Origin of the sequence: Bradyrhizobium sp. SZCCHNR3119 (assembly GCF_032487775.1) — a bacterium.
Classification (GTDB): Bacteria; Pseudomonadota; Alphaproteobacteria; order Rhizobiales; family Xanthobacteraceae; genus Bradyrhizobium.
The window spans coordinates 4,881,072-4,906,722 of the sequence record NZ_JAUEUV010000001.1 but is presented as its reverse complement, the minus strand read 5'-3'; the positions used below and the strand labels follow the sequence as shown (position 1 = coordinate 4,906,722).

The window sequence follows — 25,651 nt, the reverse complement described above, 5'->3', positions numbered from 1 at the left end:
CTCCCACGCCATCCGTTCGTCACCGGCGATCTCTGTCGCCTTGCCTCGACTTTCTCGCCTGCCTTTTTCTCGCCTGCCCTGCCCCGCTTGGCGCGACCGAAGTGGCCGCGGGCCTCAACGGTTCACGGCAGATTGTCCCGCATCACGATGTCGATGCGGATCTTCTCCTGTTCGCTCAAGATCGGTTCGCCGCGCGCCAGCGCGAGCAGCACGCGCAACGCCGACCGCGCCTCATGGCCGGGGTTTTGCGAGATCGCGGCGTCCATCACGCCGTTTAACAGCAGCCGCCGCGTCACGATGGTGACGTCATGGCCGACGAACACCACCTCGCCGGCTCGCCCGGAATCGGCCAGCGCCTTTGCCACGCCCGGCGTGCCGGCCCCGACATTGTACAGGCCGATCATATCGGGATACTCCTTCAGCAGCCTCGTCGTGATGCGTTCTGAGCGGTCATCGTCATCATGCCCCTCAACGACCGGCAATACTTCGAGTTGCAAAAATTCCGATGCCATGACTTGGCTGAAGCCGAAGATGCGCTCGGCATGGTCGCGCAGCCCCTGCGATCCCGCGACGATGGCGACGCGGCCCTTGCGTCCGCCGATGAAGCGGCCGACCAGCGCACCGGCGGTGCGGCCCGCGGCGATGTTGTCGATCCCGACATAATGATGCCGCCGCGACGACGGCACGTCCGACACCAGCGTCACCACCTTGACGCCGGAATCGACCAGATCGTTGACCGCCGCGCGCACACTCGGATGGTCGAGCGCGACCAGGGCGACGCCGTCGACCTGCCCGATCAGGCTCTCGAGCTTTGCGGCCAGCACCGCGGGATCGAACACGTCGGTCAGGACGGTATCGATGGTCAAGCGCCGCGCCGCCACCCAGCCGGTCATCTCGCCGAGATGCGACAAAATCTGCTGCATGAAGAGGTTGGCGCCGGACGGCATCACGAGGGCAAAGCGCCGGGCGCGGGCCCGTGCGAGTTCGGAAGCCGCAGCATGGGGGTGGAACGCGCTGCGTTCCATGGCGTCGCGCACCCGTCGCACCGTGTCGGGCCGGACCCCCGGTCGGTTGTGCAGCACGCGATCGACGGTGGCCAAGCTGACCCCTGCCTGCCGCGCAATGTCCCGCAATGTCAGCGGCGCGTTCATGCCTCTCCCTCTGGTTGATGACCTTATCCAGAAATTTGAGGTACGCAACTCATTTTTGAGGTTCGCGCGAACGCAGCCGCCGAGCAGCGACCAAAGGAAAAGGCGCGGTGGGAGCCCCACCGCGCCTTTCAATCGATCGCTCTTGATTGCTTTGGTTGCAGCCCGTTTAGGGCGCGCAGCTAAAGCTGCTCGCTGCTTCGGTCGGACCGGACGTGTAGTGCGGCCACGCCGGCCAGCGGCATAGCGGCAGGCCGCGCGTGGTGGCAAAGGCCGGCGCCTCGATCTTCTGTTCGACCACTTCGAGGTTATCCGGCGCCTTGCCGTTCTCGACCCAATCGACCAGCACGCTCAGCATGTCGACATTGGCCGGCGCACCGCTGCCGACATGATCGACGCCCGGCGCGGTATAGAGTCGGGCGAACTCCGCGGTCTCGGCCTTTCCCAGCTTTCGTTCCACGCTCTCGAAATAGCGGATGCCGGCGTAAGGGCTCTGCGCATAATCCGCCATGTGCTCGAGCATGATGAGCTTGCCGCCATGCGCGCGGAAGGCACTGATATCTGGATTGGTGGAGTCCATCAGGCTGGAGACTTCGAGCAGCCGCGCCTTGTGATCCTCCGGTCTGTAGGTGGTCACATCCAGCTTAGGATCGCGGGCGAAGACATATTGCATGCCGCCGGCGCCGAAGATCCAGGCGATGCCGTTCGCCGGGGTCGGTGGCTGCGTCGGTGCCGCCGTCCCGAGCCACCACGCCATCCAACCGCCGGCCGAGGCCGCAGGCGGTGTGCCCTCGCCCGAAACGCCCCAGCCGGGATAGTCGTCGAGACCATTGGCGAGCGCGAACGGAAACTGGTAGACGTCATGCAGCGTGTCGATGGCCTTGATCTGCGCGTCGTTGAGGCATTGGTCTCCGCTCTGCCCCACGGCGCAGCGCAGGGTCTCGGGCTTGAAGCTTGCCTTGCAGGCCACCGCGTTCGCGACCAGTCCGTCTTCCGCGCCGTCCGCCTTGTCGCAGGCCTTCAGCACGGCTGCGGCAACGAGCTTCACCTGAGCCGGGTTGATCCAGCCCTCCCCCATGGTCACCAGGCCGCTGCGCGTTCCCGCATGTTGCAGGCCGACCCAGTTGATCACGGGCACGCGCGCGAAGATGCCGTCGAAATCGTCGGGATAACGCTGCGCCATGGTCAGCGCCTCGCGGCCGCCTTCCGAGGAGCCCATGAAGTACATCTTGGTAGGCCGCTTGCCGTAGGCCCGCTGCATTAGATCGACGGCAGCGTCCCGCACCTTCTTGTAGGCGGCGTGCGCGAAATTCTCGAAGGCTTCGTCGTTGAGCGCAAAGGTCTGCGGCGGCTCACCCGGCTTGGCCTCGTGACCGGAATCGGTGCCGTAGGTGACAAAGCCTCGCGCCAGTGGGGAGGACTTGTCAAACGGATAGGCAGGCGGCAGGCCAAGGCCCGAGATCAGCACCCCGTTGAAGCCGCCGCCGCCATATTGCAGCGAGCGCCCGTTCCAATCGGCAGGCAGATTGACCTCGAACTTGATTGGCGGCGCATTGGCGTCGCGCGGGGCAATGTGACCGAGCACCTTGCAGAAGGCGGGATTGGCTGGAGAGATGCGCGCCGCAGGCGAGCCGGCCTTCTCTGCCACCGACAACGTCGACGGCGCTTGCATGGACGCGGAGTCGATATGCACAGATCCCTGTGCCGGAGCAGCAAGCCCGCTGCAGGTCGCAGCCGCATCGCCGACGAAACCATCGGCCTTCACCGGTGAGACCGCCACAGACAGCATCAATGCTGCGCCGCATGCGCGCGGCGCGCTCATCCGTATCATCTCGTTTCCTTCCCCTGTTTGTCCGATCGATCGTCGGGCATTTGTCACTGGCTCGCAGTGGCAGTGATATCTTGCCCATCCTTGGGACGACCCACGTTCGGCGGGCTTCTCAGGATGGGACTTCGTCGACATGCCAAACCTCATGGCGAGGGGCGTCGCATTCGCGACGCCTCTCGAACCATGAGGCCAGCATCAGCAATTTAGAGATTTAGCGTTCGAAGCACAAACTCAGAACGGCAGACCGACATAATTCTCCGCCAGCGATCGTTGCGCCGCTTCCGAGGAGAAGAGATAGGCGACGTCGGTGTCCTGCAGCTTGTCGTCGTAGGGCAGACGGTCGGGGAAGCGATGCAACAGCATCGTCATCCACCAGGAGAAGCGTTGCGCCTTCCAGATCCGCGCTAGGGCCCGCTGAGAATAGCCGTCGATGCCCTTGTCGTCGCCCTTTTTGTAGTGATCGACCAGCGCGTGATAGAGGTAGTAGATGTCGGAGGCGGCCGAGTTCAAACCGCGCGCACCGGTGGGCGGCACGATATGGGCGGCATCGCCGGCCAGGAAGAGGCGGCCATAGCGCATCGGCTCGGCGACGAAGCTGCGCAACGGCGCGATGCTCTTCTCGATCGACGGCCCGGTGATCAGCTTTGCGGCCACTTCCGGCGGCAGGCGGCGCTTCAGCTCCTCCCAGAACGCATCGTCGCTCCAGCCTTCGACCGTGTCGGAGAGCGGCACCTGAATGTAGTAGCGGCTCAGCACCTGGGAGCGCAGCGAGCACAGCGCGAAGCCGCGCTCATGCTTGGCATAGATCAACTCCGGCGACACCGGCTTGGTGCGGGACAGCACGCCGAGCCACCCGAACGGATAGACCCGCTCATATTCGGTCAGCTTGTCCTTCGGGATCGACTTGCGGCTGACGCCATGGAACCCGTCGGCGCCGATGATGTAATCGCAGTCGACCCGAATGGTCTCGTCGCCGACGCGATAGGTCACGTAGGGGTGGTCGGAGGCGATGTCATGCGGCGTCACGTCGGCGGCATTGTGCACAACCTTGCCGCCGAGCCGGTCGCGCGCCTCATAGAGATCGCGGGTCAGCTCGGTCTGGCCATACACCATCACCGAATTGCCGCCCGAATATTTGTGCAGGTCGACGCGGTCGAGCATCCCGTCGTGAGCGATGAAGAAGCCGTGATGGATCTCGCCCTCCCGGTCCATCCGCTCGCCGCATTGCGCCTCGCGCATCAGCTTGGCAAAGCCGTGCTCGAGCACGCCGGCGCGAATGCGCGACAGCACGTGCTCGCGGCTGGATTTCTCGAGGACGATGGTGTCGATGCCCTGCAGATGCAGAAGCTGCGACAGCATGAGGCCGGACGGCCCGCCGCCGATGATGCACACCTGGACCTTCATTGTCTCCTCCTGCTGCTGTTGTTTGCTCTTGGACAAATTGATCCAGTTTTTCGCTGGATTGAATGGATCAAACTCGCTTTGTCTTGTACAAATCGAACATGACCCGTCGGCTGCCCCATCCGGCCTCGATCCGCACCTATAACCTGTTCGGCGAAGCCGGCGACCTGCCGGACGTTGTGCATTGCGAAACCATTGCCGCACGTTCGCAGCTGCATGAATGGGAGTTCGCCCCCCACCGGCATGCGCGGCTGCATCAAATCCTCTTGGTCGAGAAAGGCAATGGGCAGGCCACGTTGGACGGCCGCGCCCATCCATTGAAGGCGATGCGGGCCGTCAATGTTCCGAGCGGCCACGTCCACGGCTTCTCCTTCACGCCGGGCATGCAGGGCTTTGTGCTGACCATTGCGGTGGAGATGCTCGACGAGGCGCTGACCCCGGCGGAAGGCCTGCGACGTGCGCTTGCGGACTCCACCGTGATCCGGGCCTCAACGCAGATGCGCGACCTGATGCGCCAGATCTACAAAGAATATAGCGCGCGGCATTTCGCACGCGCGCACATGTTGCGCGCGCTGTCGGCAGCGCTCCTCGGGCTCGTTGCACGTGAGCTGGCCGATGAGAGCACCACGCACAGCGCGGGAAGCACGGACCTGTTCAGGCGCTTCGAGACTCTCTTGGAGCGGCACTTTCTCGATCACTGGTCGGTGGCAGATTACGCCAAAGCGCTTTCGATCACGGCCACCCATCTCAGCCGGCTGACGAAGGCGGCAACCGGACATGCCGCCTCCGAGCTGATCCAGGAGCGCATCGTGCGCGAGGCGCGGCGCAATCTGGTCTACACCAACCTCTCGGTGTCGACGATCGCGTATGAACTCGGCTTCAACGACCCCGCCTATTTCAGCCGGGTGTTTGCCGGCGCGACGGGACTTTCACCGCGGAGCTTTCGCGAGAAGGTGGTGAAAGGCGGGTGAGCCCCAGCGAACTCCATCTCCGCGGTCCGCTTGCACCCCCGAGCGTTGGCCGCAGCGCGACCAATCGCGATTGAACGAAGGGGGCGGGCCGAACTGGCCCACCACCCAGACTTGCCGTTCAGGCCAGCTCCCTCAGATCCGCCGCATCGAACCCCTTGAGGTCCGCCTTGTCGCCGGACTTGATCTTGGCGACCCATCCGGCATCGCTGATCAGGGCGCGGCCGACCGCGATGAGATCGAACTCGTTGCGCGCCATCCGCTCGAGCAGATTGTCGAGATCGGCGGTCGTGGACGGCTTACCCGCGAAGGCGCCGAAGAAGTCGCCGGAGAGGCCGACCGAGCCGACGCTGATGGTGGCGGCCCCCGTGATCTTCTTGGCCCAGCCGGCGAAGTTCAGGCCCTTCTCGCCATCGATCTCCGGAAACTCCGGCTCCCAGAAGCGGCGCTGCGAGCAGTGCAGGATATCGACGCCCGCATCGACCAACGGCTGCAGCCAGTCCGCCATACGCTCCGGCGTCTCAGCGAGGCGCGCGGCATAGTCCTGCTGCTTCCACTGACTGACGCGCAGGATGATCGGAAAATCGGGGCCGACGGCGGCACGAATGGCGGCCACGACCTCACCGGCAAAGCGCGACCGCTCCTTGATCGTCGCGCCACCATAGCGGTCCTCGCGCTTGTTGGTGCCGGACCAGAAGAACTCGTCGATCAGATAGCCGTGCGCGCCGTGAATCTCGACCGTATCGAACCCGACGCGCTTGGCATCAGCGGCGGCCTTCGCGAAGGCCGCAACGGTGTCGGCGATGTCCTGTTCGGTCATCGCCTGGCCGCGCGGCTTGTCCGGCGCGAACAGTCCGGATGGGCTTTCCACCGGCGCGTCCGGCTGCCAGCCGCTCATGCCCTTGGTCGAGCCGGTGTGCCAGATCTGCGGACCCATGCGGCCGCCCGCAGCATGAACGGCGGCAGCGACGCGCTGCCAGCCCGCGAGAGCCGCCTCGCCATGGAAGAAGGGGATGCCCGGCTCATTCCTGGAGGCCGGACGATCGACCACGGTGCCTTCGGAGAGGATCAGCCCGACTTCGCCCTCGGCGCGACGGCGGTAATAGGCGACATTGGCGTCGCCCGGGATCCCGTTCGGCGCCGCGTTGCGCGTCATCGGCGCCATGACGATGCGGTTCTTCAGCTCCAGCGTTTTCAGACGAAAGGGCCGAAACAGAACGCTGGTATCGAGGTCGGACATTCGAAAGAGCTCCATTGAAAACGGAGCGAACCAAGTATACTTCGTAAACCTTCTGTCAATAAGGCACTCCAAGTCGCTCAGGTATACGCGAGGACACCACGCATGATGCTGAACTGCAAGCCGCAGCACTTCTCGTCGGAGTGTCCGAGCCGCGTGCTGATCGACCAGATCGCCGACAAATGGTCGATGATGGTGCTGGCGGTGCTCGATGCGGGACCGTTGCGGTTCAACGCCATCAAGAAGCAACTCGAGGGCGTCACCCAGAAGGCGCTCACCCAATGCCTGCGCCGGCTGGAGCGCAACGGCCTGGTGTCGCGCCAAGTGATCGCGGACTCGCCTGTGGCAGTCCAGTACGAGATCACGCCGCTCGGGCGCACCCTGCAGCCGCCGTTTCGCGCGCTCTATGCCTGGACCATCGCCAAGCTGCCGGAGGTCGAGACGGCACGGCAGGCGTTCGATCGGCGCCTGGCGCGGAGCGGGCGCTGAGCGCGAAGCGGCTGTCACGCGCAGCTTACCGAGCAAGATACGCAACTAATTTTAGTCCGTCATTGCGAGCGCAGCGAAGCAATCCAGAGCCCCAGAGGAAGTCTAGATTGCTTTGTTGCAGAGCCGCCGTCAGCCGCGCTTTGCGCGGACCCGTTGACTCCTCGCAACGACCCGACATTGCGGTAGCACGCCTATGCTTCGCGACCCCACGATGTCTGTGCGTCCTGCTCGCATAGTCCGGCTACTTGTCCGCGAGCAGCGGCTCGATCGGCTGGTCCTTGGGACCGAAAGCGTGCACGGCATCGTCGATCGTAAACGAATCAAGATCGTGGCCGATAATGAGCGGGCCGCGATACGTCGTTCGGGTGCGGGCGATCAGCATGTCCTCGGGGACGTCCTGCACCGGCTTCAAGGTTGCGAACACGATGTGCGAGTAAATCGCAAGCTTCGGGCCGGCCATCGAGAATATCTTGCCGGCCTCCTCCGGTGAAGAGTGGTGAGCCTCGATGTCGCGATAGGACGGATAGCTCTTCGACAGTTCCGGCTCGATCACGGCCACCTCATGAATGAGGAGGTCGGCGCCCTTTGCGGCATTCGCGACCCGCTCATCATATTTGGTGTCCCCGGAAAGAACGACCTTTTTGCCATCGTACTCGACCACATAGCCGAACGAGGGCTTGATCTTCTCTCCGTGGTTGACCTCGATCGCCGTTACCCTGACGCCGTTCTTGTCGTAGACCAGTCCCGGCTCGATATCCTTGGCCGCGAAGGCGACGCCCTCCGGAGGAAGATGCTCGTCATCCTCCCGAATCCGGATGTCCTCGGCGAAAGCTTTGGTCAGGTTCTCGGTCATCGCCACGGTCCCCTTGGGGCCGAAAACGATCATGGGAGATTTGCGCGAGGCCCAGGGGGTGCCGATCCAACCGCTCAGCCACATGTCCGGGAGGCCGACCACGTGATCGGAGTGCAGGTGCGTGATGAAGTGCGCGGTAATAGCCCCCAGAGGGACGCGCTTCTGAAAGAGCCTGATCGTTGAACCGCGGCCGAAATCGAACAACAGCTTTTCGGGACCAGCCTCGATCAACGTCGCCGCACTGAAACTGCTCGCTCGCGGGGTCGGAGTGCCCGTACCGAGCAGGGTGACTTTCATTGGCTCCGCCCTCACGATCGGAGCGGACACAAGCGTCAAGACGGTCAACACCGCCGAGGCGATTCGCATTCACTTCCTCCACATCGTCCGATCTTGTTGTTGTCGGCGCAGCCGGAACCGCCCGGGTCGAAGCGACAGATGGCGTAAAATGGACGAAGGTGCGGCTGTCAGCGGCGCGCGCCTGCTGTCTCGCGTCATCACGAAAAATGGTGGGCACGCTTACGCTTTGCCCACCCTACGTAGTTACATACCAGGATGGTCTGAGGATCATCACCGTCGCAGCGAGTCCGTTCTTCTCCCCTCCCCCTTGCGGGGAGGGGGGGTGGGGGTGAGCCACAACCAGCGATGCCTGCGGTACCTCCCTCCCCAACCCTCCCCCCGCAAGGGGGGAGGGAGCGCACTTCCAGCGCCGGAACAGCGCGATGACCTCATGCCATTGACAGCTCAGCCCTGCGCGAGCTGCTCGTCGAGATCGTGCAGCACCTGATAGCACGGCAGCACCTGGGCCACGCTCGCGTTCGGCTCGCGGCCTTCGCGGATGGCGGCGAAGAACTCGCGGTCCTGCAGCTCGATGCCGTTCATGGAGACATCGACCTTGGAAACGTCGATCTTCTCCTCCTTGCCGTTCACGAGATCATCGTAGCGGGCAATGTAGGTGCCGGTGTCGCCGATGTAGCGGAAGAAGGTGCCGAGCGGGCCGTCATTGTTGAAGGACAGCGACAGCGTGCAGATCGCGCCGTTGGCGGCCTTGAGCTGGATCGACATGTCCATGGCAATGCCGAGCGTCGGGTTGATCGGCCCCTGCACCGCATTGGCCTTCACGATCGGCGCCCCCGCCTGATAGGCGAACAGATCGACCGTGTGCGCGGCATGATGCCAGAGCAGATGATCGGTCCAGCTGCGCGGCTGGCCGAGCGCGTTCATGTTGGTGCGGCGGAAGAAGTAGGTCTGCACATCCATCTGCTGGATGTGGAATTCGCCGGCCTTGATCTTCTTGTGCACCCATTGATGGCTGGGGTTGAAGCGCCGGGTGTGCCCGCACATCGCGACCAGCCCGGACTTCTTCTGCAACTCGACCACCGCCTGGGCGTCCTTCAGCGAGTCCGCCAGCGGAATTTCGACCTGCACATGCTTGCCGGCCTTCATGCATTCGATCGCCTGCGCCGCATGCATCTGGGTCGGCGTGCAGAGGATCACGGCGTCGACCTCCGGCAGCTTCAGGCTGTCGGCCAGTTCGGTCGCGACATGCTTGATGCCGTATTTGTCGGCGACTTCCTTGGTCTGGTCGAACCGGCGACCGACCAGGGAGACCACCTCGACATCGGCGATGTTCTTGATGCCGTCGAGGTGCTTGATGCCGAACGCACCGGCGCCGGCCAGCGCGACCTTGATCGTCTTGGCCATATCAGTTGTTCTCCAGGATCAGATGGCCGACAGCGGTGTTGCTCGCCGGCACATGATAGAAACGGTGGCGCACGGTCGGCGCCTTGCCCTTGTTGGTGTCGCTGACATCGCTCATGGCGCCGCGCGCGATCAGCCACATCACGAGCTCGATGCCCTCGCTGCCGGCCTCGCGAACATATTCGATGTGCGGCACCTTCGAGAGCCCCTCGGGATCGCTGATCAGCCGGTCCAGGAACTTGTTGTCCCATTCACGGTTGATCAGGCCGGCGCGCGGGCCCTGCAGCTGATGGCTCATGCCGCCGGTGCCCCAGATCTGCACGTTGAGCGGCTCGTCATAGGTCTCGATCGCCTTGCGGATCGCCTTGCCGAGCATGAAGCAGCGGCGCCCCGACGGCACCGGATATTGCACGACATTGACGGCGAACGGGATCACCGGGCACGGCCAGGCATCGACCTGCCCGAACACCAGACTGAGCGGCACGGTGAGGCCGTGATCGACATCCATCTTGTTGACGATGGTGAGATCGAAATCGTCCTGGATCACCGACTGCGCGATGTGCGCCGCGAGCTTCGGATGGCCCATCACCTTCGGCACCGGACGCGGACCCCAGCCCTCGTCGGCCGGCTGGTATTCCGCGGCGGTGCCGATCGCGAAGGTCGGGATCATCTCCAGGCTGAAGGCGGTGGCGTGATCGTTGAAGACCAGGAACACGACGTCCGGCTTCTGCTCCTTCTCCCATTGCTTGGTGAAGTCGTAGCCCTGGAACACCGGCTTCCAATAGTCCTCGCCGGTCTTGCCGAGGTCGAGCGCTGCGCCGATCGCCGGCACGTGCGAGGTGTAGACGCTAGCCGAGATATGGGCCATCACTTCTTCTCCTTGGTGTAGCGATTGCCTTCGATCGAGCGACCGCCCTTCACCATCATGTCGCGGTATTGGTCTTCGGTCATGCCGGTCATGCTGCCGGCCATCTGCTGGAAGCTCTTGCCGTCGGTGGCGCCGATCTTGGCAAGGAAGTAGATGTTGCCGCCGAGCGCAATGCAGCGGTTGAGATCGCGATCCAGCACCGCCTGCTTCTGCTCTTCCGTCATCGGCCATTCGTCGAGATAGGCGCGCTCATTGGCCTTGAAGCGGGCGCGGTTGTCCGCCTTCATCAAGGACATGCAGAACTGATTGAGGTGATAGCCCATCCGCGACATGTCGGCGTCGAAGATGGTCGTGCCGGGAACGTCGGTATAGGGTTTGTCGAGCGACATCGATCGTCTCCTCGTTAGGATTCTTCGCGCTAGGATTCTTCGGGCCAATAGAGCCGCATCGGGTTGTCGACCAGGAGCTTCTTCTGCAGCTCCGGCGTCACCGCGATATGCGGAATGAAATCGACCAGCAGGCCATCGTCGGGCATGTGACCCTTCAAATTCGGATGCGGCCAGTCGGTGCCCCACAACACGCGATCCGGGAAGGTCTCGACGATGCGTTTCGCGAACGGCACCACGTCGCGATAGGCGTTCTGTTCGCCGTCCAGCGCCGGCGGTCCCTTCACCGACAGCCGCTCCGGGCAGCTCACCTTGGACCAGACATTCTGGTGCTCGCGCATGAATTTCACGAACAGCTCGAACTCCGGACCATCGACCGGCTTGGTGACGTCAGGGCGTCCCATGTGGTCGACCACGACGGTGGTCGGCAGCGCGGTGAAGAAGTCCCACAGCTCCGGCAGATCGACCGCCTCGAAATAGATCACGACATGCCAGCCGAGCTTACTGATGCGCCCGGCGATCTCATTGAGCTCGTCCTTGGGCGTGAAATCGACCAGCCGCTTGACGAAGTTGAAGCGGACGCCGCGCACGCCGGCCTCGTGCATCGCCTTCAGCTCGTCGTCGGTGACGCTGCGCTTGACCGTGGCGACGCCGCGCGCCTTGCCGTTGGCATGCACGAGCGCATCGACCATGGCGCGGTTGTCGGCGCCGTGGCAGGTCGCCTGCACCACGACGTTACGCTCGAAGCCGAGGTGGTCGCGCAACGCGTAGAGCTGATGCTTGGAAGCATCGCACGGCGTATATTTGCGCTCGGGCGCATAGGGAAATTCCGCGCCGGGGCCGAACACGTGGCAATGTGCATCGACCGCGCCTGCCGGCACCTTAAAATGCGGCTTCGACGGACCTTGGTACCAGTCCAGCCAACCCGGGGTTTTCTGAAACTCCATAACGTCCATTACTCCTTGGACTTGATGTCTGTGAGAATGCGGTCGGCCTCGGTACGCCAGTCGGGGCTGCGGGCGAACTCTTTCGTGCCGCGTTCGCCGAACAGGCCTTCGTCGGCGAGATCGGCGACCCAGGCCTGACGCTCGGCGGTGCCCTGCGCCGACCACGGCGTCAGCCCGGCCTCGCGCACGGTCTCCGCGACCTCCCTCACCTCCTCGGCACGACGGCGGCCGTGCTCGATCACGCGCTGGAAGAAATAGGCGCCCTGCTTCTCCCAGTCGATGCCGGGAAACGTCTCCTGGAGCGAGGCCAGCACCGCATCCTCGACGCCGTAGGCGCGTGCGGTGGTGAAGCTTTCGATGACCATGGCTTCCAATCCCTTGATCATGATGCTGCGGCACATCTTGGTGGCCGAGGCAACCCCGAGCTTGTCGCTAGCGGGCTTGGCGGCGAAGCCGAGATCGTTGAGCAGCGGTGCCAGCTCGCGCGCGCCGGGGCCGCCGAGCAGCAGCGGCACCTTGATACGATAGGGCGGCACCGAGGTCATCACCGCACCCTCGACATAACGCCCGCCGGAGCCGTCGATCAGCACGGCCGCGCGCTGCTTGGCGCCGGGCGAGGCCGAGTTGAAGTCGAGGAACCAGGCCCCCTGCTTCACCGTATCGGCGCAAGCCTGCGCCACCGGCACCGCCTGGCTCGCGGTCACCGCCGAGACGATGAAATCGGCTTGCGCCGCCAGCTCGGCGTGCGAGGCCGCCAGCGTCACACCGATGCGCGCGGCGTGCTCGCGCATGGCATTCCCGCGCTCGTCGCGCAGCTTGACGTCATAGGCCGAGACGCGCACGCCGTCCTTGCGCAGGTCCTCGGCGAGGATCTTGCCGACCTCGCCGTAACCGACGATCCCCACATGCCATCGGTTTGAAGGACTCGGGTTGGAGGCGCTGGTCATGGTGCTCAATCGATATATTTGAGTCCCGCCTTCGCCAGCGGCTCGCGCATCTTGTACATGTCGAGCCCGAGCACGCCGGAGGCGAGCTTCTCGCGCTTGTCGGCCTCGTTGGCCTCGCGCGCAGCGGCGGCATCCGCCGCCTGATGCGCCACCGCGGCCGGCACCACCACGATGCCGTCGACATCAGCGACGATCACGTCGCCAGGATTGACCGCGACGCCGGCGCAGACCACCGGGATGTTGACCGAACCGAGCGTCGCCTTGACGGTGCCGCGCGCCGAGATCGCCCGCGAGAACACCGGGAACTGCATCTCGGTGAGATCTGCCACGTCACGCACGCCGCCGTCGATCACGAGGCCCTTGGCGCCGCGGGCGCGGAAGCTGGTCGCCAAGAGATCGCCGAAGAAGCCGTCGGTGTTCTCGACCGTGCAGGCCGCGACCACGACGTCGCCGGGCTGGATCTGCTCGGCCGCCACATGCAGCATCCAATTGTCGCCGGGCTGCAGCAGCACGGTCACCGCCGTGCCGCACATCTTGGCGGTGGGATAGATCGGCCGCATGTAGCATTGCATCAGGCCGACGCGGCCCATCGCCTCGTGGATGGTGGCGACGCCGAACTGCGACAGCTTCTCCACCGCCGCCTTGTCGGCGCGGGTGATGGTCTTCTTGACGATGCCGAGATTGTTCATGGGAGTGCTCATATCCGCGGTCCCTAACTTACTTGCCTTTGGCCTTCAACGCGGCGTCGAGCCGCGGGAACACCCGCCGCGCATTGCCTTCGTAGATCTGGTGGCGCTGCTCGGCCGTGAGCTTCGCGCCCTCGATATAGCGCTTGGTGTCGTCGTAATAGAAGCCGGTCTCGGGATCGATGCCCCTGACCGCCCCGATCATCTCCGAGGCGAACAGGATGTTGTCGACCGGGATCACGCCCGTGAGCAGGTCGATGCCGGGCTGATGATAGACGCAGGTGTCGAAGAAGATGTTGTTGAGCAGGTGATCCTTCAGCAGCGGCTTCTTCAGCTCCTGGGCGAGGCCGCGGAAGCGGCCCCAGTGATACGGCACCGCGCCGCCACCATGCGGAATCAGGAACTTCAAGGTCGGGAAGTCCTTGAACAGGTCCGACGTCAGGCACTGCATGAACGCGGTGGTGTCGGCGTTCAGGTAATGCGCGCCGGTGGTGTGGAAGCAGGCGTTGCAGCTGGTCGAGACATGGATCATCGCGGGGATGTCCAATTCGACCATCTTCTCATAGATCGGATACCAGTGCCGGTCCGACAGCGGCGGCGAGGTCCAATGCCCGCCCGAGGGATCGGGGTTCAGGTTGATGCCGACGAAGCCGTACTCCTTGATGCACTTCTCCAGCTCGGGAATGCAGGTCTTGGGATCCACGCCCGGCGATTGCGGCAGCATCGCCGCGCCGATGAAATTGTCCGGGAACAGCTTGCTGACGCGATAGCACAGCTCGTTGCAGATCGCGGCCCAGGTCGAGGACACCTGGAAGTCGCCGATATGATGCGCCATGAAGCTCGCCCGCGGCGAGAAGATGGTGAGATCGCTGCCGCGCTCCTTCATCTTCTTCAGCTGGTTGGCCTCGATGCTCTCGCGCAGCTCGTCGTCGCTGATCTTGAGCTCGCTGACCTTAGGCGCAACGGACGGGTCCTTGATGCCCGCGATCTGCCGGTTGCGCCACTCCTCCAGCGCCTTCGGAGCCGTGGTGTAATGGCCGTGCACGTCGATGATCACGTCAGTCTCTCCCTAACCTTTTAACGCGTGGCAGGCGCGCCGTTTCAATGGGCTGCGACCGCAGCGCCGATCCCCTTGTCGCTCGACCGTCCCGGTCCCACGAACTGCTTTACCACAAGCGCGACCGCCGCGATGGCGCCGGGAATGGCCATCACCGCGAAAATCTGGCTGAAGGAGAGCTGCCGCGCCGTCATCTCGGCGACCAGGAAGGAACCGGCGATGCCGCCGAACCGGCCGATGCCGAGCATCCAGGACACGCCGGTGGCGCGCCCTTGCGTCGGATAGAACGCCGCCGCCAGCGCCGGCATCGAGGACTGCGCCGTATTCATCAGCACGCCGGCCAGGAACACCGCGGCCATCAGCAGGCCAACCTGGCCCGCTGCCTGGCCGATGAAGAAGATCGAGACCGCGGTCAGGGCATAGCCCACGGCGATGATGAGATTGGCGTTGAAGCGGTCCATCAGCCAGCCGAAGAACACCGCGCCGACCCCGCCGAGCGGGAACAGCGCCGAGATCAGGGTCGCGGTCTGCGGATTGAGGCCGGCATCCTTGAACAGGATCGGCATCCAGTTGATCAGCGCGTAGAAGATCACGAGCCCCATGAAATAGGCGATCCACAGCATCAGCGAGCCCGCGCGCAGCACCGGCGACAACACCATGCCGATGCCGCTGGCATTGACCCGCTTGGTCACCTCGGCATGCTCCGGCTCCAGCATCACGAACTGGCTGACCTTTGATGCCGCCTCCGAGATCTTCCGCATCACGTTGCGGACGCGCTCGACGGAGGCGCCGCGCGACAACAGATAGTGGACCGATTCCGGCAGGATCACGACCAGCCCCACGGTCAGGATCAGCGGCGTGACGCCGCCGAGCAGCAGCACGCTGCGCCAGCCCCATTGCGGGATCATCCAGGCCGCGAGGAAGCCGCCGAAGGCGGCGCCGAGCGGAAAGCCGCAGAACATCAGGTTGGTCATGGTGGCGCGCAGCCGCTGCGGACAATATTCGCTCAGCAGCGTCACCGCGTTGGGCATCGCGGCGCCAAGGCCGATGCCGGTGACGCAACGCAGGACGGTGAGCTCGGTCAGATTGGTCGCAAAGGCGGAGGCGAGGCAGGCGATGCTGAACACGAGCACCGAGCCGACCAGGACGACCTTGCGGCCGAGACGGTCGGCGAGCGGCCCCGAGAACAGCGCGCCGGCGGCGAGTCCGAACAGCGCGGCGCTGAGCACCGGGCCGAGCGCCGACTTCTCGACGCCCCACTCCTTGAGCAGCGACGGGGCGATGAAGCCGATCGCCGCGGTGTCGAAACCGTCCAGCAGCACGATCACGAAGCACAGGCCGAAGATCAGCCACTGGAACGGCGAGAACGGGTGCTCGTCGAGAAAGGTTTGAACATCGACTCGGCTGGTCGCAGGCATCGTCGTGCGCTTCCTTGGGATTGATTTCGAAAAATTTCTTCGATCCGGCGAGCGCAGGTCGCGGCGGCTCCGCCCGGATGTGTGATTACCGGGGTATGTGACGCAGCGCGGAAGCCGGCGCCAGCGCCGGGCGCCTATATCAGATATTCCAAAATGGTATAATATTTCCACAAGCCATACTGGAATTGGAATGGCTCCAATCCAAGGCAAGGCCGGCAAAGCCACGCGTCTCGAACCATGAGGCCCCTCCTCTGCTTGACGCCATATGCAACCGCCCTGCCCTCCAGGGGCGGGTGGCGCCTTCCAAGCCGAGCCAGATCCGGCGGCTACCGCGGCAGCTTGCGGATCAGCGCCGAGGCGAGCTTCATGGTGCTTTGGGCGAGCGGCGTCGGGCGCTTGTGCGCGGAGGTGACCAGGCAGAGCACGCTGGTCGGCGTCGGATCTGTCAGCGGCCGGATCGCGAGCTCGCCGGCCCGGCCGGAGGCGGCGACCCCGCTCGGCGTCAGCACCGCATGGCCGTAGCCGGCGCAGACGAGATCGATGATCGAAGGCACGCTCGACACCTCCCAGGCGATGTCGAGCTTGACGCCGGCGAGTGCGGCCTGCGTCTCCAGCAGCCGGCGCATCGCATGCACCCGCTCCGGCACGATCAGCGGATGGCGCGACAGCTCCTTCATCGGCAGCGGCGCGCTGACGCGGCGCTTGCCCTTCGGCGCGTGGCTGACCAGCGCGAGCGCCTCCTGCAGCACCGGCGTGATCTCGATGCCCGGCTGCGCCTCCGGATTATAGACCATGCCGACATCGATCCGGCCGGTCGTCACCCACTCGACGATGTGGGTCGACAGCCCCTCGACCACCGCAAGGCGCGCAGCCGGAAATTCGCGCTTGAAGCGATCGATCAAGGGCAGCGTCAGTTGCCGGGCGATGCTCGGCGGCAGCCCGATCGTCACCCGCCCGACTGGCGCATCGCGGCTGGCGCCGAGATCCTCACGGGCATGCGAGACCAGTTGCAGCACCGCGACACTGTGATCGAACAGCCGCTTGCCCGCCTCGGTCAGCGCGACGCCGCGGCCGTTGCGCGCGAACAGCTGCTGCTTCAATTCGGACTCCAACGCGCGCACCTGCCGCGACAGCGCCGGCTGCGCCACCTCGAGCACGGAAGCCGCCTTGCTGAACGAGCCGAGCTCGGCAACCTGCACGAAATATTCGAGCTGCCTGAGGTTCATGGGAGTGAGGCCCGGACATCAGGCGTGATCTCGCACAGCTGCGGGCGACGCCCCGAACTGTCGTCCCCGCGAAAGCGGGGACCCATAGCCCCCGGCGCCCGTTGTCGACTAAGAAGGACGACCCCGAGCCTTTTCCAGCCATTGACTATCAGCAGTATGGGTCCCGGCGTTCGCTGGGACGACAGCGGGTTATGAGTTCGTAGGGTGGGCAAAGCGAAGCGTGCCCACCTTCGTTCTGCATTCCGAAAGCCGGTGGGCACGGCGCTGCGCGCCTTTGCCCACCCTACGCATCGCGGCTGCAGATTGTCCCTCATCTCAAATTCATCACGTTCAGCGACGCATTCAGCACCGACGCAAATGCCACCCACAGGGCGTAGGGCACGAACAACAGCGCCGCGATCCGATCCTCCCGCCACGACATCACGATGAACGCGACGATCAGCGCGAACATCGCCACGATCACGCCGAGCGCCACCCACATCAGATGCGCGGTGAAGAAGATCGGCGACCAGGCGAAGTTGAGGAGCAGTTGCGCCCACCAGACCTGCATGACGACGCCGCTGCCGACCCGCTCGTAGGTCCGCCAGCCTGCGATCGCGATCAGCACATAGAGCACGGTCCAGGCGACCGGAAACAACCGGTTCGGCGGCGTGAACGGCGGCTTGTCCAACGAGCCGTACCAGGGGCCCGGCAGGTTGGACGCGCCGATGATCCACCCTCCCCCGACCACGAGGACCAACAGGACGATGAGAGGCAGGATGGATCGTTTCATATTCCACTCGACGTGATGTTCCACTCGGCGTGATGCGACATCCGGCACCCGCGCCCCGCGTGCGCTGGACATTCCAGCCCGAGGCGCGTAGCCAGGAGATAACACAAAGACCGGTCATGCCAGGGCATTAATACCACGGCTTGCGGTCGGCAATTCCATGGGCCGGAAACGCAGAGATCGCCGCTTCGCCCGTAAGATCGGAGCGCATTCCTTGGTTAATTCCCTGGCTGATCCCCGGCCCGCCTCCCACGCCGTCGCCTCGATCGAAGCCGTCGAATCCGGCCTCGCCGCCCAGGGCTATATCGCCAACCGCCAGATCGCGACCGCCGTCTACCTCAGCCAGGCCATCGAGAAGCCGATCCTGGTCGAGGGCCCCGCCGGCGTCGGCAAGACCGAGCTGGCCAAGGCGATCGCCGCCTGGCGTGGCCTGAAGATGATCCGGCTGCAATGCTATGAGGGCCTGGACGAGGCCAAGGCGCTCTACGAGTGGAAATACGCCAAGCAGCTGCTCTACACCCAGATCCTGAAGGACAAGCTCGGCGAGGTGCTGGGCGGCGCGCAAACCCTGCCTGCTGCGCTCGACCAGCTGCATAGCTTTGGCGACGTGTTCTTTTCCAAGGAATTCGTCGAGCCGCGGCCGCTGTTGCAGGCCCTGCTGCAGCCTGAAGGCTGCGTGCTCCTGATCGACGAGATCGACAAGTCCGACGCCGAGTTCGAATCGCTGCTGCTCGAAATCTTGTCCGACTTCCAGGTCACCATCCCCGAGCTCGGCACTGTCGCCGCGGCCGCGCCGCCGACCGTGATCCTGACCTCGAACAGCGAACGCAATCTCGGCGACGCCCTGAAGCGGCGCTGCCTGCATCTGCATATCGGTTTCCCCGAACAGAGGCTCGAGGAACGCATCGTCGAGAGCCGCGTGCCGGGCATTTCGCAGACATTGCGCCGCCAGCTCGTCGCCTTCATCCACGACATCCGGACGCTGGACCTGAAGAAGCAGCCGTCGGTCAGCGAGGCCATCGACTGGGCGCGGGTGCTGGTGCTGCTGCAGGCCGCCGAACTCGGCCACGAGATGGTGAAGGACACGCTCAACGTGCTGCTGAAATACGAGTCCGACATCGAGGTGGCGCTGCCGCAGGTGACGAACTTCGTCGCCAAGGCCCAGCGCCAGCACGCGTTCTAAAATCCGATGCAGGAGAACCTGCATCGCTTCTTTCGCGCCGCGCGCGGCGCCGGCGTGCACGTCTCGCCCGCCGAGAGCATCGATGCGATGCGGGCTGTCGCGAGCGTCGGCCTTGCCGATCGCGCGGTGCTACGCGACTGCCTGCTGCTGACGCTCGCCAAGAGCGAGGACGAGAAGAAGGCGCTCGGCGCCTGTTTCGATCTGTTCTTTGCCGAGCCTCAGCCATCGCAGCCGGAGAGCCAGGGTCAAGCGAACGACAAGAGCCTAGATGCAATCCCGCAGCCTTCAGCAGGCGCTGACGAGGCAACAAGCCAGGCCCTGGGATCGTTGGCCCAGATGCTGCTGTCGCAAGACCGCGCCGAAATGTCGGCGGCGCTCGCCAACGCCTCGGCCGCGGCCGGCCTGTCCGGGATTCGCTACTTCACCCAGCGCGGCCTGTTCTCCAGCCGCATGCTCGACCTGATGGGGATCCAGCGGCTGCGCGATGATCTGGACGCGCTCGCTGAGCAGAATCCGGCGCTGGCCGAGCGGCTGCAGGACGCGACCGAAGCCCTGCGCGAGACCGTGCGAGAGACGGTGGCGCAGGCGCTCGCGCTTTACGGCCGTGAGGAAGCGGAGAACCTGCGGCATGACGTGCTGCGCAATGCGCCGCTGTCCCGGATCGAACCGCGCCAGATCGCGGAGATGCGGGCCCTGATCCGGCAGATCGCGCGTCGCCTGCGCGAGCGCTATTCGAAGCCGCGCAAGCGGCAACGCCGCGGCCATCTCGACGTGCGCCGAACGCTCCGCCGTAATGCGGCCTGGGGCGGCGTTCCGTTCCTCACCGCCTGGAAACGCCGCCATCGCGACAAGCCCAAGATCGTCGCGCTCTGCGACGTGTCGGGTTCAGTGGCCCGCGTCTCCGACTTCTTCCTGCTGCTGATCCACAGCCTGCATGAGGTGGTGAGCGACGTGCGCTCTTTCGCCTTCTCCGGCCACCTGATCGAGGTCAGCGAAATCCTCGATGGCAAGCCGGCCGAGGAAGCGATGGCCGAGATCATGAGCAAGGTCGGCTTCGGCTCTTCCGACTATGGCACCTCGCTCGCCGATTTCGAGAAGGCGTTCATGGCCTCGGTGACGCCGCAGACCACGGTGATCGTGCTTGGTGACGCCCGCAGCAACAATCTCGATCCGCGCGCCGACATCTTGAAGCGCATCGCCGAACGCGCCAAGCGCGTGGTCTGGCTCAATCCGGAAGGGCGCATGACCTGGGGCTGGGGCGATTCCGAGATGCCGCGCTACCAAACCTTCTGCAACGTCGTGCGCCAATGTGCCACGGCCCAACAGCTCGAGCGCGCCGTCAGCGACATCGTCGCGACGTACCGTTAGGTCGCCTTGCGCAAATTTGTTCGCTTGCAGCATCCGTCATTGCGAGCGAAGCGAAGCAATCCAGCCCTGCAGGCAAGATTCTGGATTGCTTCGTCGCTCCGCTCCTCGCAATGACGGCGATGAGGCACCGTGCTATGTGATCAACCCCCGTCCTAGTCAAACGAACTTCCCGCAACGCGAGGCATCGTCCGGCACGAGCGCGAGTCGGGCGTGAAGTGAACAGAAGCCGATAATATCTCCGCTGTCGTGCCGGCCTTGAGCCGAGACCCATACTCACCGTGCGATGTTGCAGCGCTTCATCTCAGCCACGCGGGCCTAAAAGAGATTCCGCGGTATGGGTCCCGGCGTTCGCCGGGACGACATCTGTTGTTTGTTTGGCTTCGGCTAGCAGCCCACCCCAAGTGCCCCCCGACGTACTGTGATCCCTTGTGTGACTGCCCGTCGCGTTAACGTGTCGCAGCGCGCCGGGCTTGCCGCGTCGGGCAAATCACGACGATGATCTCGCGCATCCCGCCTCATCGAAGAGGGGCGTACGCGTCGTCACGATACGTGGAGTGCGGGATGCGGTGGACGTGTGAGTGACAGCCGACGACTGGCACAAACGCGGACGGCGAAATCGTGTGGTCCTGATACCCCGACGCTGGTATCCAGCGCGACGCGCTTTGCGCGTCGTCGCGACACGGTGGCCAAACAGCCCGGCGCGCCGAGGAGATCACGTATAAGCCGTAAGCCATCGCGCAGGGAAGGCCGGAGCACTCCGGCTGAACCTGTGGTTCCTGCCCCGTGCTTTTCTCACGCACGGGGGCCACGGGCATCAGCCGATGCCCGGCCTTCCCTGCGCCCTCTCGATTTTCGGAGGGTCGCGATCACACAAAACTCGGGCAGGCCATGCCGCGAGGACGCAGATGTATGCCTTCGGATCAGCTTGCAGCCCGACCGTGGACGCCGGGCGGTCGCGATCTTGCCGGACGTCGCCTGGGCCGATCAGGACCGGCCGCTCCAGTGCATGCAGCTTCAGCCGAAGCGCCGCTCATATTCGGAAATCGCCTTGTTGGCCATCCGGAGCTTGTTGGTCTGGCCATGGTCGATCATCTGCGAGATCTGACAGGCCAGAAACCGGTAGGTCTCGAACTCGTTGCGCACGACGCCGGTGCGCCAGAGATAGTCCAGCGCGATCTCATAGGCCTCAGCGGCGGCGGGGTCGCGGAAATCGTTGCAGATCAAACGTGCCATATCGGAGAAGGCACGAACCACGCAGTCGTTCCTAATTGGTGGCGCGCCCCGAAAGGGCTCCCACCATCAGTGCGGGACGACGGCAGTGGCTTCGATCTCCAGCCGCGCGGCCGGCTCCACCAGCCGCACCACCTGGACCAGTGCCATCGCCGGATAATGGCTGCCGAAGATCTCGCGATAGGCAGCCCCGAGCTCCCTCAGGTTCGCGAGATATTCGTCCATGTCGACGACGTACCAGGTCAGCCGTACCAGGTGTTCCGGCCGTGCATCGCCCTCGGCCAGAATGGCTGCGATGTTCGACAGCGTCTGCCGCGCCTGCGCCAGGAAGCCGTCCGGCAGCCGTTCGTGTTGATCCCAGCCGATCACGCCGCCGGTGACGACGAGGCGCCCCTCGGCGGTCATTCCGTTGGCGTAACCCTTCGGCATCGGCCAGCCGCTCGGCTGCAGCACCCGCGGACCATTGGCCCCTTGCGGCTTCGTAAGCGCAAGTGTGGGTGCTTTCGGCGTGCTCACGAACGTCTCTCCCTGTTATGCGGCCGCGCCGGGCGAGGCCTGGTTCTCGGCTTGAGTTTGCGCAATCTGTCTCAGCGCAAAGCGCTTCAGTTTGCCGGTCTCGGTCTTCGGCAGATGGGGCACGAACTCGATTGCGCGCGGATATTTGTAAGGCGCGATCTCGCGTTTGACATGCTCCTGAAGCTCGGCGACCAGCGCATCATTGCCGACGCCGCCCGGTGCCAGCACGACATAGGCTTTCACGACCATCCCGCGGGCTTCGTCCGGCGCGCCGACCACGCCGCACTCGGCAACCGCCGGATGACTGAGCAGTGCCGCCTCGACGTCGGGGCCCGCGATGTTGTAGCCAGCCGACACGATCATGTCATCGGAGCGCGACTGGTACCAGAAGTAGCCGTCCTCATCCATCAGGTAGGTATCGCCGGTGATGTTCCAGCCGTTCTGGACATATTTGCGCTGGCGCTCGTCGGCGAGATAGCGGCAGCCGGTCGGGCCACGCACGGCGAGCCGTCCCATGGTGCCCGGCGGCACGTCGCGCCCCTCGTCGTCGACGATCTTCGCCTCATAGCCCGGCACCGGCTTGCCGGTCGCGCCGGGCCGAATCTCGTCCTCGACCGCACTGATGAAGATGTGCAGCATCTCGGTGGATCCGATGCCATCCATCAGCTTCAATCCGGTTGTCTTGAACCAGGCGTCGAACGTCGCCTTCGGCAAGGTCTCTCCGGCCGAGACGCATTTGCGCAGAGACGCGACGTCGCGGCCGGCGAGCTTGCCCAGCATGGCGCGATAGGCGGTCGGCGCGGTGAAGCAGACGGTCGCCTTGTAACGCTCGATCGCGGCGAGCAGATCGTCGGGCGAGGTCTTTTCCAGCACCACGTAGGACGCACCGATATGCATCGGAAACAGCACGCCGCCGAAGCCGAAGGTGAAGGCGAGCGGCGCCGAGCCGATGAAGCGGTCCTCCTGGCGCGCCCGCAGCACGTTGCGCGCATAGCCGTCGCAGACCGCGAGCATGTCGCGGTGAAAATGCATCGTGCCCTTCGGATCGCCGGTCGTGCCCGACGTGAAGGCGATCAGGCAGAGATCATCCGAGGCGGTATCGACGGCGGCGAACTCCGCGCTCTGATCGGCGATCAGCGCCTCCAGCGAATCCGCCCGCCCGGTGCCCCAATAGACCACGCGCTGCAGCGCCGGCGCGCTCTCTTTGGCTTTTTCCATTTCATCGGCCAGCTTGCCGTCGCACAGCGCCAGCGCAATCTGCGCCTTCTGAATCGGATAAGCGAGCTCCTTGGCGCGGAGCAGCGGCATGGTGGCGACCACGATGCCGCCGGCCTTGATGACCGCAAGATAAGTCGCCACCATCATCGGGTTGTTCGCGGAGCGCAGCAGCACGCGACCGCCGGTGACCAGCCCGAGCTTGTTCACCAGCGCGTTCGCGATCCTGTTCACCAGCGCCTGCAGATCGCCATAGCTGTAACTGATTTCAGGGCTGATGATGCAGGGCGCATCCCCCCGCCCCTCCTCGACCCAGCGGTCGAGGAAATGCGTCACGCAGTTCAGTCGCGGCGGATACTGCAACTCGGGGCGCGCGAATACGAACTCGGGCCACAGCTCGCGCGGTGGCAGATTGTCCCGCGCGAACGTATCCGTATGGGCCGTCGCGGCCTTGGAGTTCAAGCTTTCCGGCATCTGGGCTTTGGCGGCACTGGCCATCGCACGCTCCTCTCGTTCAAGGGACGCCCGGCACGTTTCAGTCCTAAACATTTTAGGCTTAAAACATTTGGACGCAAGAGCCGAACATTGTGCAGTGCGCGCACGTTCTTTAGGCGGTCAGCGCCCGGCCAACGTCTTCAGCCGCAACACCATGGCGGAGGCGGGATCGGCGAGCGGTGCGATCGCGGTGAAATGATTAGCGCTGGGTACGGTGCCGAAACGCGTCGCAGCGCCGGCCGCCCCCCAGCGCTCGACGATGGTCCGGCTCTGGCGCAGATATTCCGCGCTCTCCTCGGCACCGACCACGGCATCGAGGCTGCCAGTTGTCGGCGGCATCCAGAACAAGGGGCTCGCCGCGCGCGCAGCCGCAGCGTCGAGCCCGAGCGCCTTGTTGATAGAGGTCCCGACCAGCGGCTCGAGCTCGAACAGGCCGGAAATGCTGTAGGCGGCGATCACCAGATCCTTCGGCAGCGCAGCGTCGCGTGCGGGCCAGTCGGTTGCGAGCATGCAGGCAGCCAAATGCCCGCCGGCAGAATGCCCGCTGACGACGAGCGGGCGTCCGAGCCCGCCGAGCGCGCGCATCGCCTCGCGCATCTCGTCGATGATCGCAGCGACCGAAACCTGCGGACACAAATCGTAGGTCGGCACCGCCAACGTGACGCCGTGCGCATTCAGGCCGCGCGCACAGTGACTGAAGGAGGAGCCGTCGAGCGCCTGCCAGTAGCCGCCGTGAATGAACACGACGATCGGACCGTCGCCCCCAGCTTCGAACAGATCGACGATATGGCGCGGCCCGGGACCGTAAGTCATCCGGCGCGGCGCGTTCTGCTCGCGGTAGGCGGCAGCATCCCTCGCCCACCCCGCCATCAGCTGCGGGTTTTCCGGCACCCGCGCGCGATTGTTGTACTCGGCTTCGTAGTCGATTGCGCCTGCACTGCTCACGTCATGCTTCCCGCCGCTGCACGGCTTTCTGCGCCGACCCCTTGGTCTTCGCCAGCAGCCGCATCAGGTCGCGCACGTCCTTTTCGGTCAGTTCGCCGAAGATATCGGCGATCCAGGTTTCGTGCTCGGCTGCCATCTTGCGGAATTCGGCCCGGCCGAGCTTGGTCAGCCGGATCACCTGAACCCGGCGGTCGGTATCCGAGGTCCGGCGGTCGAGATGGCCGGAGTCCACCAGGCGCTCGACCAGCCCGGTCACGTTGCCGTTCGATACCATCATGCGCTTCGACACGTCCGACAGCGTCATGCCGTCGGGCGCCTTGTCGAGCTGCGCCATCAGGTCAAAGCGCGGCAGGGTCACGTCGAAGCGCTCGCGCAGCCGGCTGCGGATCTCGCCCTCGATCAGGTTGGTGCACGTCAGGAGTCGCAGCCACAGCCGCAGCTCCTCGGCGTGGTCCTCGGGCATTTCGACAGCCTTGGTTTCGGCATCAAGGGTCATGTCAGCATCATCGGCGTGAAATCGAAAGTTGTAAGCGGAGAATCATTCTGGCCTTCCGCGCATCGATGGCGCAAGGGAAAACGTGCGTTCGACATCGAATACCATATCTCGTCTGCAATTCCTTTAGGCTTCAAGTAATTGGCGCGTTGCTTGCATGTCTGCGTCGCCCGCCTCTAGGCGCTGCGTCTTGCTTGCGGCGAAGGGCTGCATCGGACTAGGCTTGAGGTGGAAGCATTTGCCTGGCCGAGTGCAACAGCACCGTGTCGAATGTCTGAAT

The 25,651-nt window shown here is 64.5% G+C and carries 24 protein-coding genes; 4 read left to right on the top strand and 20 right to left on the bottom strand.

Annotated features, from left to right (window positions below; all coding sequences use genetic code 11):
* Positions 1-122: 122 nt before the first annotated feature.
* From QX034_RS22615 to pobA, 3 genes are all read right to left on the bottom strand, one after another.
* Entirely contained in the window at positions 123-1,151 is a 1,029-nt protein-coding gene (locus QX034_RS22615; RefSeq protein WP_315707079.1) for a LacI family DNA-binding transcriptional regulator, read from the bottom strand.
* A 166-nt stretch (positions 1,152-1,317) separates the two neighbouring features.
* Positions 1,318-2,937 (bottom strand): tannase/feruloyl esterase family alpha/beta hydrolase, encoded by a 1,620-nt coding sequence (locus QX034_RS22610; protein ID WP_409977540.1) that lies wholly within the window; start codon positions 2,935-2,937, stop codon positions 1,318-1,320.
* 270 nt (positions 2,938-3,207) lie between these two features.
* Complete coding sequence (gene pobA / locus QX034_RS22605; RefSeq protein ID WP_315707080.1) at positions 3,208-4,380, bottom strand: 4-hydroxybenzoate 3-monooxygenase; 1,173 nt, start codon at positions 4,378-4,380, stop codon at positions 3,208-3,210.
* A gap of 62 nt (positions 4,381-4,442) precedes the next feature.
* On the opposite strand from pobA, the gene QX034_RS22600 reads away from it, so the two are divergent.
* Positions 4,443-5,348, top strand: coding sequence for a helix-turn-helix domain-containing protein (locus tag QX034_RS22600; RefSeq protein ID WP_315707081.1), 906 nt, complete (start codon positions 4,443-4,445; stop codon positions 5,346-5,348).
* Positions 5,349-5,466: 118 nt separating this feature from the next.
* Here QX034_RS22600 and QX034_RS22595 read toward each other — a convergent pair whose 3' ends face one another.
* On the bottom strand, positions 5,467-6,585 hold the full coding sequence (locus QX034_RS22595) for an NADH:flavin oxidoreductase (RefSeq protein ID WP_315707082.1): 1,119 nt from the start codon (positions 6,583-6,585) through the stop codon (positions 5,467-5,469).
* A 105-nt stretch (positions 6,586-6,690) separates the two neighbouring features.
* On the opposite strand from QX034_RS22595, the gene QX034_RS22590 reads away from it, so the two are divergent.
* A complete protein-coding gene (locus QX034_RS22590; protein ID WP_315707101.1) occupies positions 6,691-7,071 on the top strand; it encodes a helix-turn-helix domain-containing protein in 381 nt (126 codons plus the stop codon).
* Between the two features lie 241 nt (positions 7,072-7,312).
* On the opposite strand, the gene QX034_RS22585 is transcribed toward QX034_RS22590, so the two are convergent.
* The 11 genes from QX034_RS22585 to QX034_RS22535 form a co-directional block, all read right to left on the bottom strand.
* On the bottom strand, positions 7,313-8,221 hold the full coding sequence (locus QX034_RS22585; RefSeq protein ID WP_315707083.1) for an MBL fold metallo-hydrolase: 909 nt from the start codon (positions 8,219-8,221) through the stop codon (positions 7,313-7,315).
* Positions 8,222-8,665: 444 nt separating this feature from the next.
* Complete coding sequence (locus QX034_RS22580; protein ID WP_315707084.1) at positions 8,666-9,625, bottom strand: Gfo/Idh/MocA family oxidoreductase; 960 nt, start codon at positions 9,623-9,625, stop codon at positions 8,666-8,668.
* Between the two features lies 1 nt (position 9,626).
* Positions 9,627-10,490 carry a class III extradiol dioxygenase subunit beta gene (locus QX034_RS22575; protein WP_315707085.1) on the bottom strand — a complete coding sequence of 288 codons (864 nt, stop codon included), beginning with the start codon at positions 10,488-10,490 and terminating at the stop codon, positions 9,627-9,629.
* Positions 10,490-10,879 (bottom strand): protocatechuate 4,5-dioxygenase subunit alpha, encoded by a 390-nt coding sequence (gene ligA, locus QX034_RS22570; protein WP_315707086.1) that lies wholly within the window; start codon positions 10,877-10,879, stop codon positions 10,490-10,492. Before ligA ends, QX034_RS22575 begins: the two co-directional genes overlap by 1 nt.
* 29 nt (positions 10,880-10,908) lie before the next feature.
* Positions 10,909-11,823, bottom strand: coding sequence for an amidohydrolase family protein (locus QX034_RS22565; protein ID WP_315707087.1), 915 nt, complete (start codon positions 11,821-11,823; stop codon positions 10,909-10,911).
* Positions 11,824-11,831: 8 nt separating this feature from the next.
* On the bottom strand, positions 11,832-12,770 hold the full coding sequence (locus QX034_RS22560; protein WP_315707088.1) for a DUF1932 domain-containing protein: 939 nt from the start codon (positions 12,768-12,770) through the stop codon (positions 11,832-11,834).
* A 5-nt stretch (positions 12,771-12,775) separates the two neighbouring features.
* Positions 12,776-13,471: a 4-carboxy-4-hydroxy-2-oxoadipate aldolase/oxaloacetate decarboxylase gene (ligK, locus tag QX034_RS22555; RefSeq protein ID WP_315707089.1), complete on the bottom strand. Its 696-nt coding sequence runs from the start codon at positions 13,469-13,471 to the stop codon at positions 12,776-12,778.
* Between the two features lie 16 nt (positions 13,472-13,487).
* Complete coding sequence (locus tag QX034_RS22550) at positions 13,488-14,513, bottom strand: amidohydrolase family protein (RefSeq protein WP_315707090.1); 1,026 nt, start codon at positions 14,511-14,513, stop codon at positions 13,488-13,490.
* Between the two features lie 44 nt (positions 14,514-14,557).
* Complete coding sequence (locus tag QX034_RS22545; protein ID WP_315707091.1) at positions 14,558-15,931, bottom strand: MFS transporter; 1,374 nt, start codon at positions 15,929-15,931, stop codon at positions 14,558-14,560.
* A 326-nt stretch (positions 15,932-16,257) separates the two neighbouring features.
* On the bottom strand, positions 16,258-17,157 hold the full coding sequence (locus QX034_RS22540) for a LysR substrate-binding domain-containing protein (protein WP_315764982.1): 900 nt from the start codon (positions 17,155-17,157) through the stop codon (positions 16,258-16,260).
* A gap of 310 nt (positions 17,158-17,467) precedes the next feature.
* Complete coding sequence (locus QX034_RS22535; protein WP_315707102.1) at positions 17,468-17,887, bottom strand: TspO/MBR family protein; 420 nt, start codon at positions 17,885-17,887, stop codon at positions 17,468-17,470.
* A 253-nt stretch (positions 17,888-18,140) separates the two neighbouring features.
* Between QX034_RS22535 and QX034_RS22530 the strand changes: the two genes are divergently transcribed.
* Positions 18,141-19,109 (top strand): AAA family ATPase, encoded by a 969-nt coding sequence (locus QX034_RS22530; RefSeq protein ID WP_410050908.1) that lies wholly within the window; start codon positions 18,141-18,143, stop codon positions 19,107-19,109.
* A 6-nt stretch (positions 19,110-19,115) separates the two neighbouring features.
* Positions 19,116-20,477: a vWA domain-containing protein gene (locus QX034_RS22525; protein ID WP_315741609.1), complete on the top strand. Its 1,362-nt coding sequence runs from the start codon at positions 19,116-19,118 to the stop codon at positions 20,475-20,477.
* 1,014 nt (positions 20,478-21,491) lie between these two features.
* On the opposite strand, the gene QX034_RS22520 is transcribed toward QX034_RS22525, so the two are convergent.
* From QX034_RS22520 to QX034_RS22500, 5 genes are all read right to left on the bottom strand, one after another.
* Positions 21,492-21,731 carry a hypothetical protein gene (locus tag QX034_RS22520; protein WP_315706993.1) on the bottom strand — a complete coding sequence of 80 codons (240 nt, stop codon included), beginning with the start codon at positions 21,729-21,731 and terminating at the stop codon, positions 21,492-21,494.
* 45 nt (positions 21,732-21,776) lie between these two features.
* On the bottom strand, positions 21,777-22,223 hold the full coding sequence (locus QX034_RS22515; protein WP_315706992.1) for a RidA family protein: 447 nt from the start codon (positions 22,221-22,223) through the stop codon (positions 21,777-21,779).
* Positions 22,224-22,238: 15 nt separating this feature from the next.
* Positions 22,239-23,936: a benzoate-CoA ligase family protein gene (locus tag QX034_RS22510; RefSeq protein WP_315741610.1), complete on the bottom strand. Its 1,698-nt coding sequence runs from the start codon at positions 23,934-23,936 to the stop codon at positions 22,239-22,241.
* Positions 23,937-24,053: 117 nt separating this feature from the next.
* Positions 24,054-24,878 (bottom strand): alpha/beta hydrolase, encoded by an 825-nt coding sequence (locus tag QX034_RS22505; protein ID WP_315706990.1) that lies wholly within the window; start codon positions 24,876-24,878, stop codon positions 24,054-24,056.
* Position 24,879: 1 nt separating this feature from the next.
* A complete protein-coding gene (locus tag QX034_RS22500) occupies positions 24,880-25,374 on the bottom strand; it encodes a MarR family transcriptional regulator (RefSeq protein ID WP_315706989.1) in 495 nt (164 codons plus the stop codon).
* Positions 25,375-25,651 lie beyond the last annotated feature (277 nt).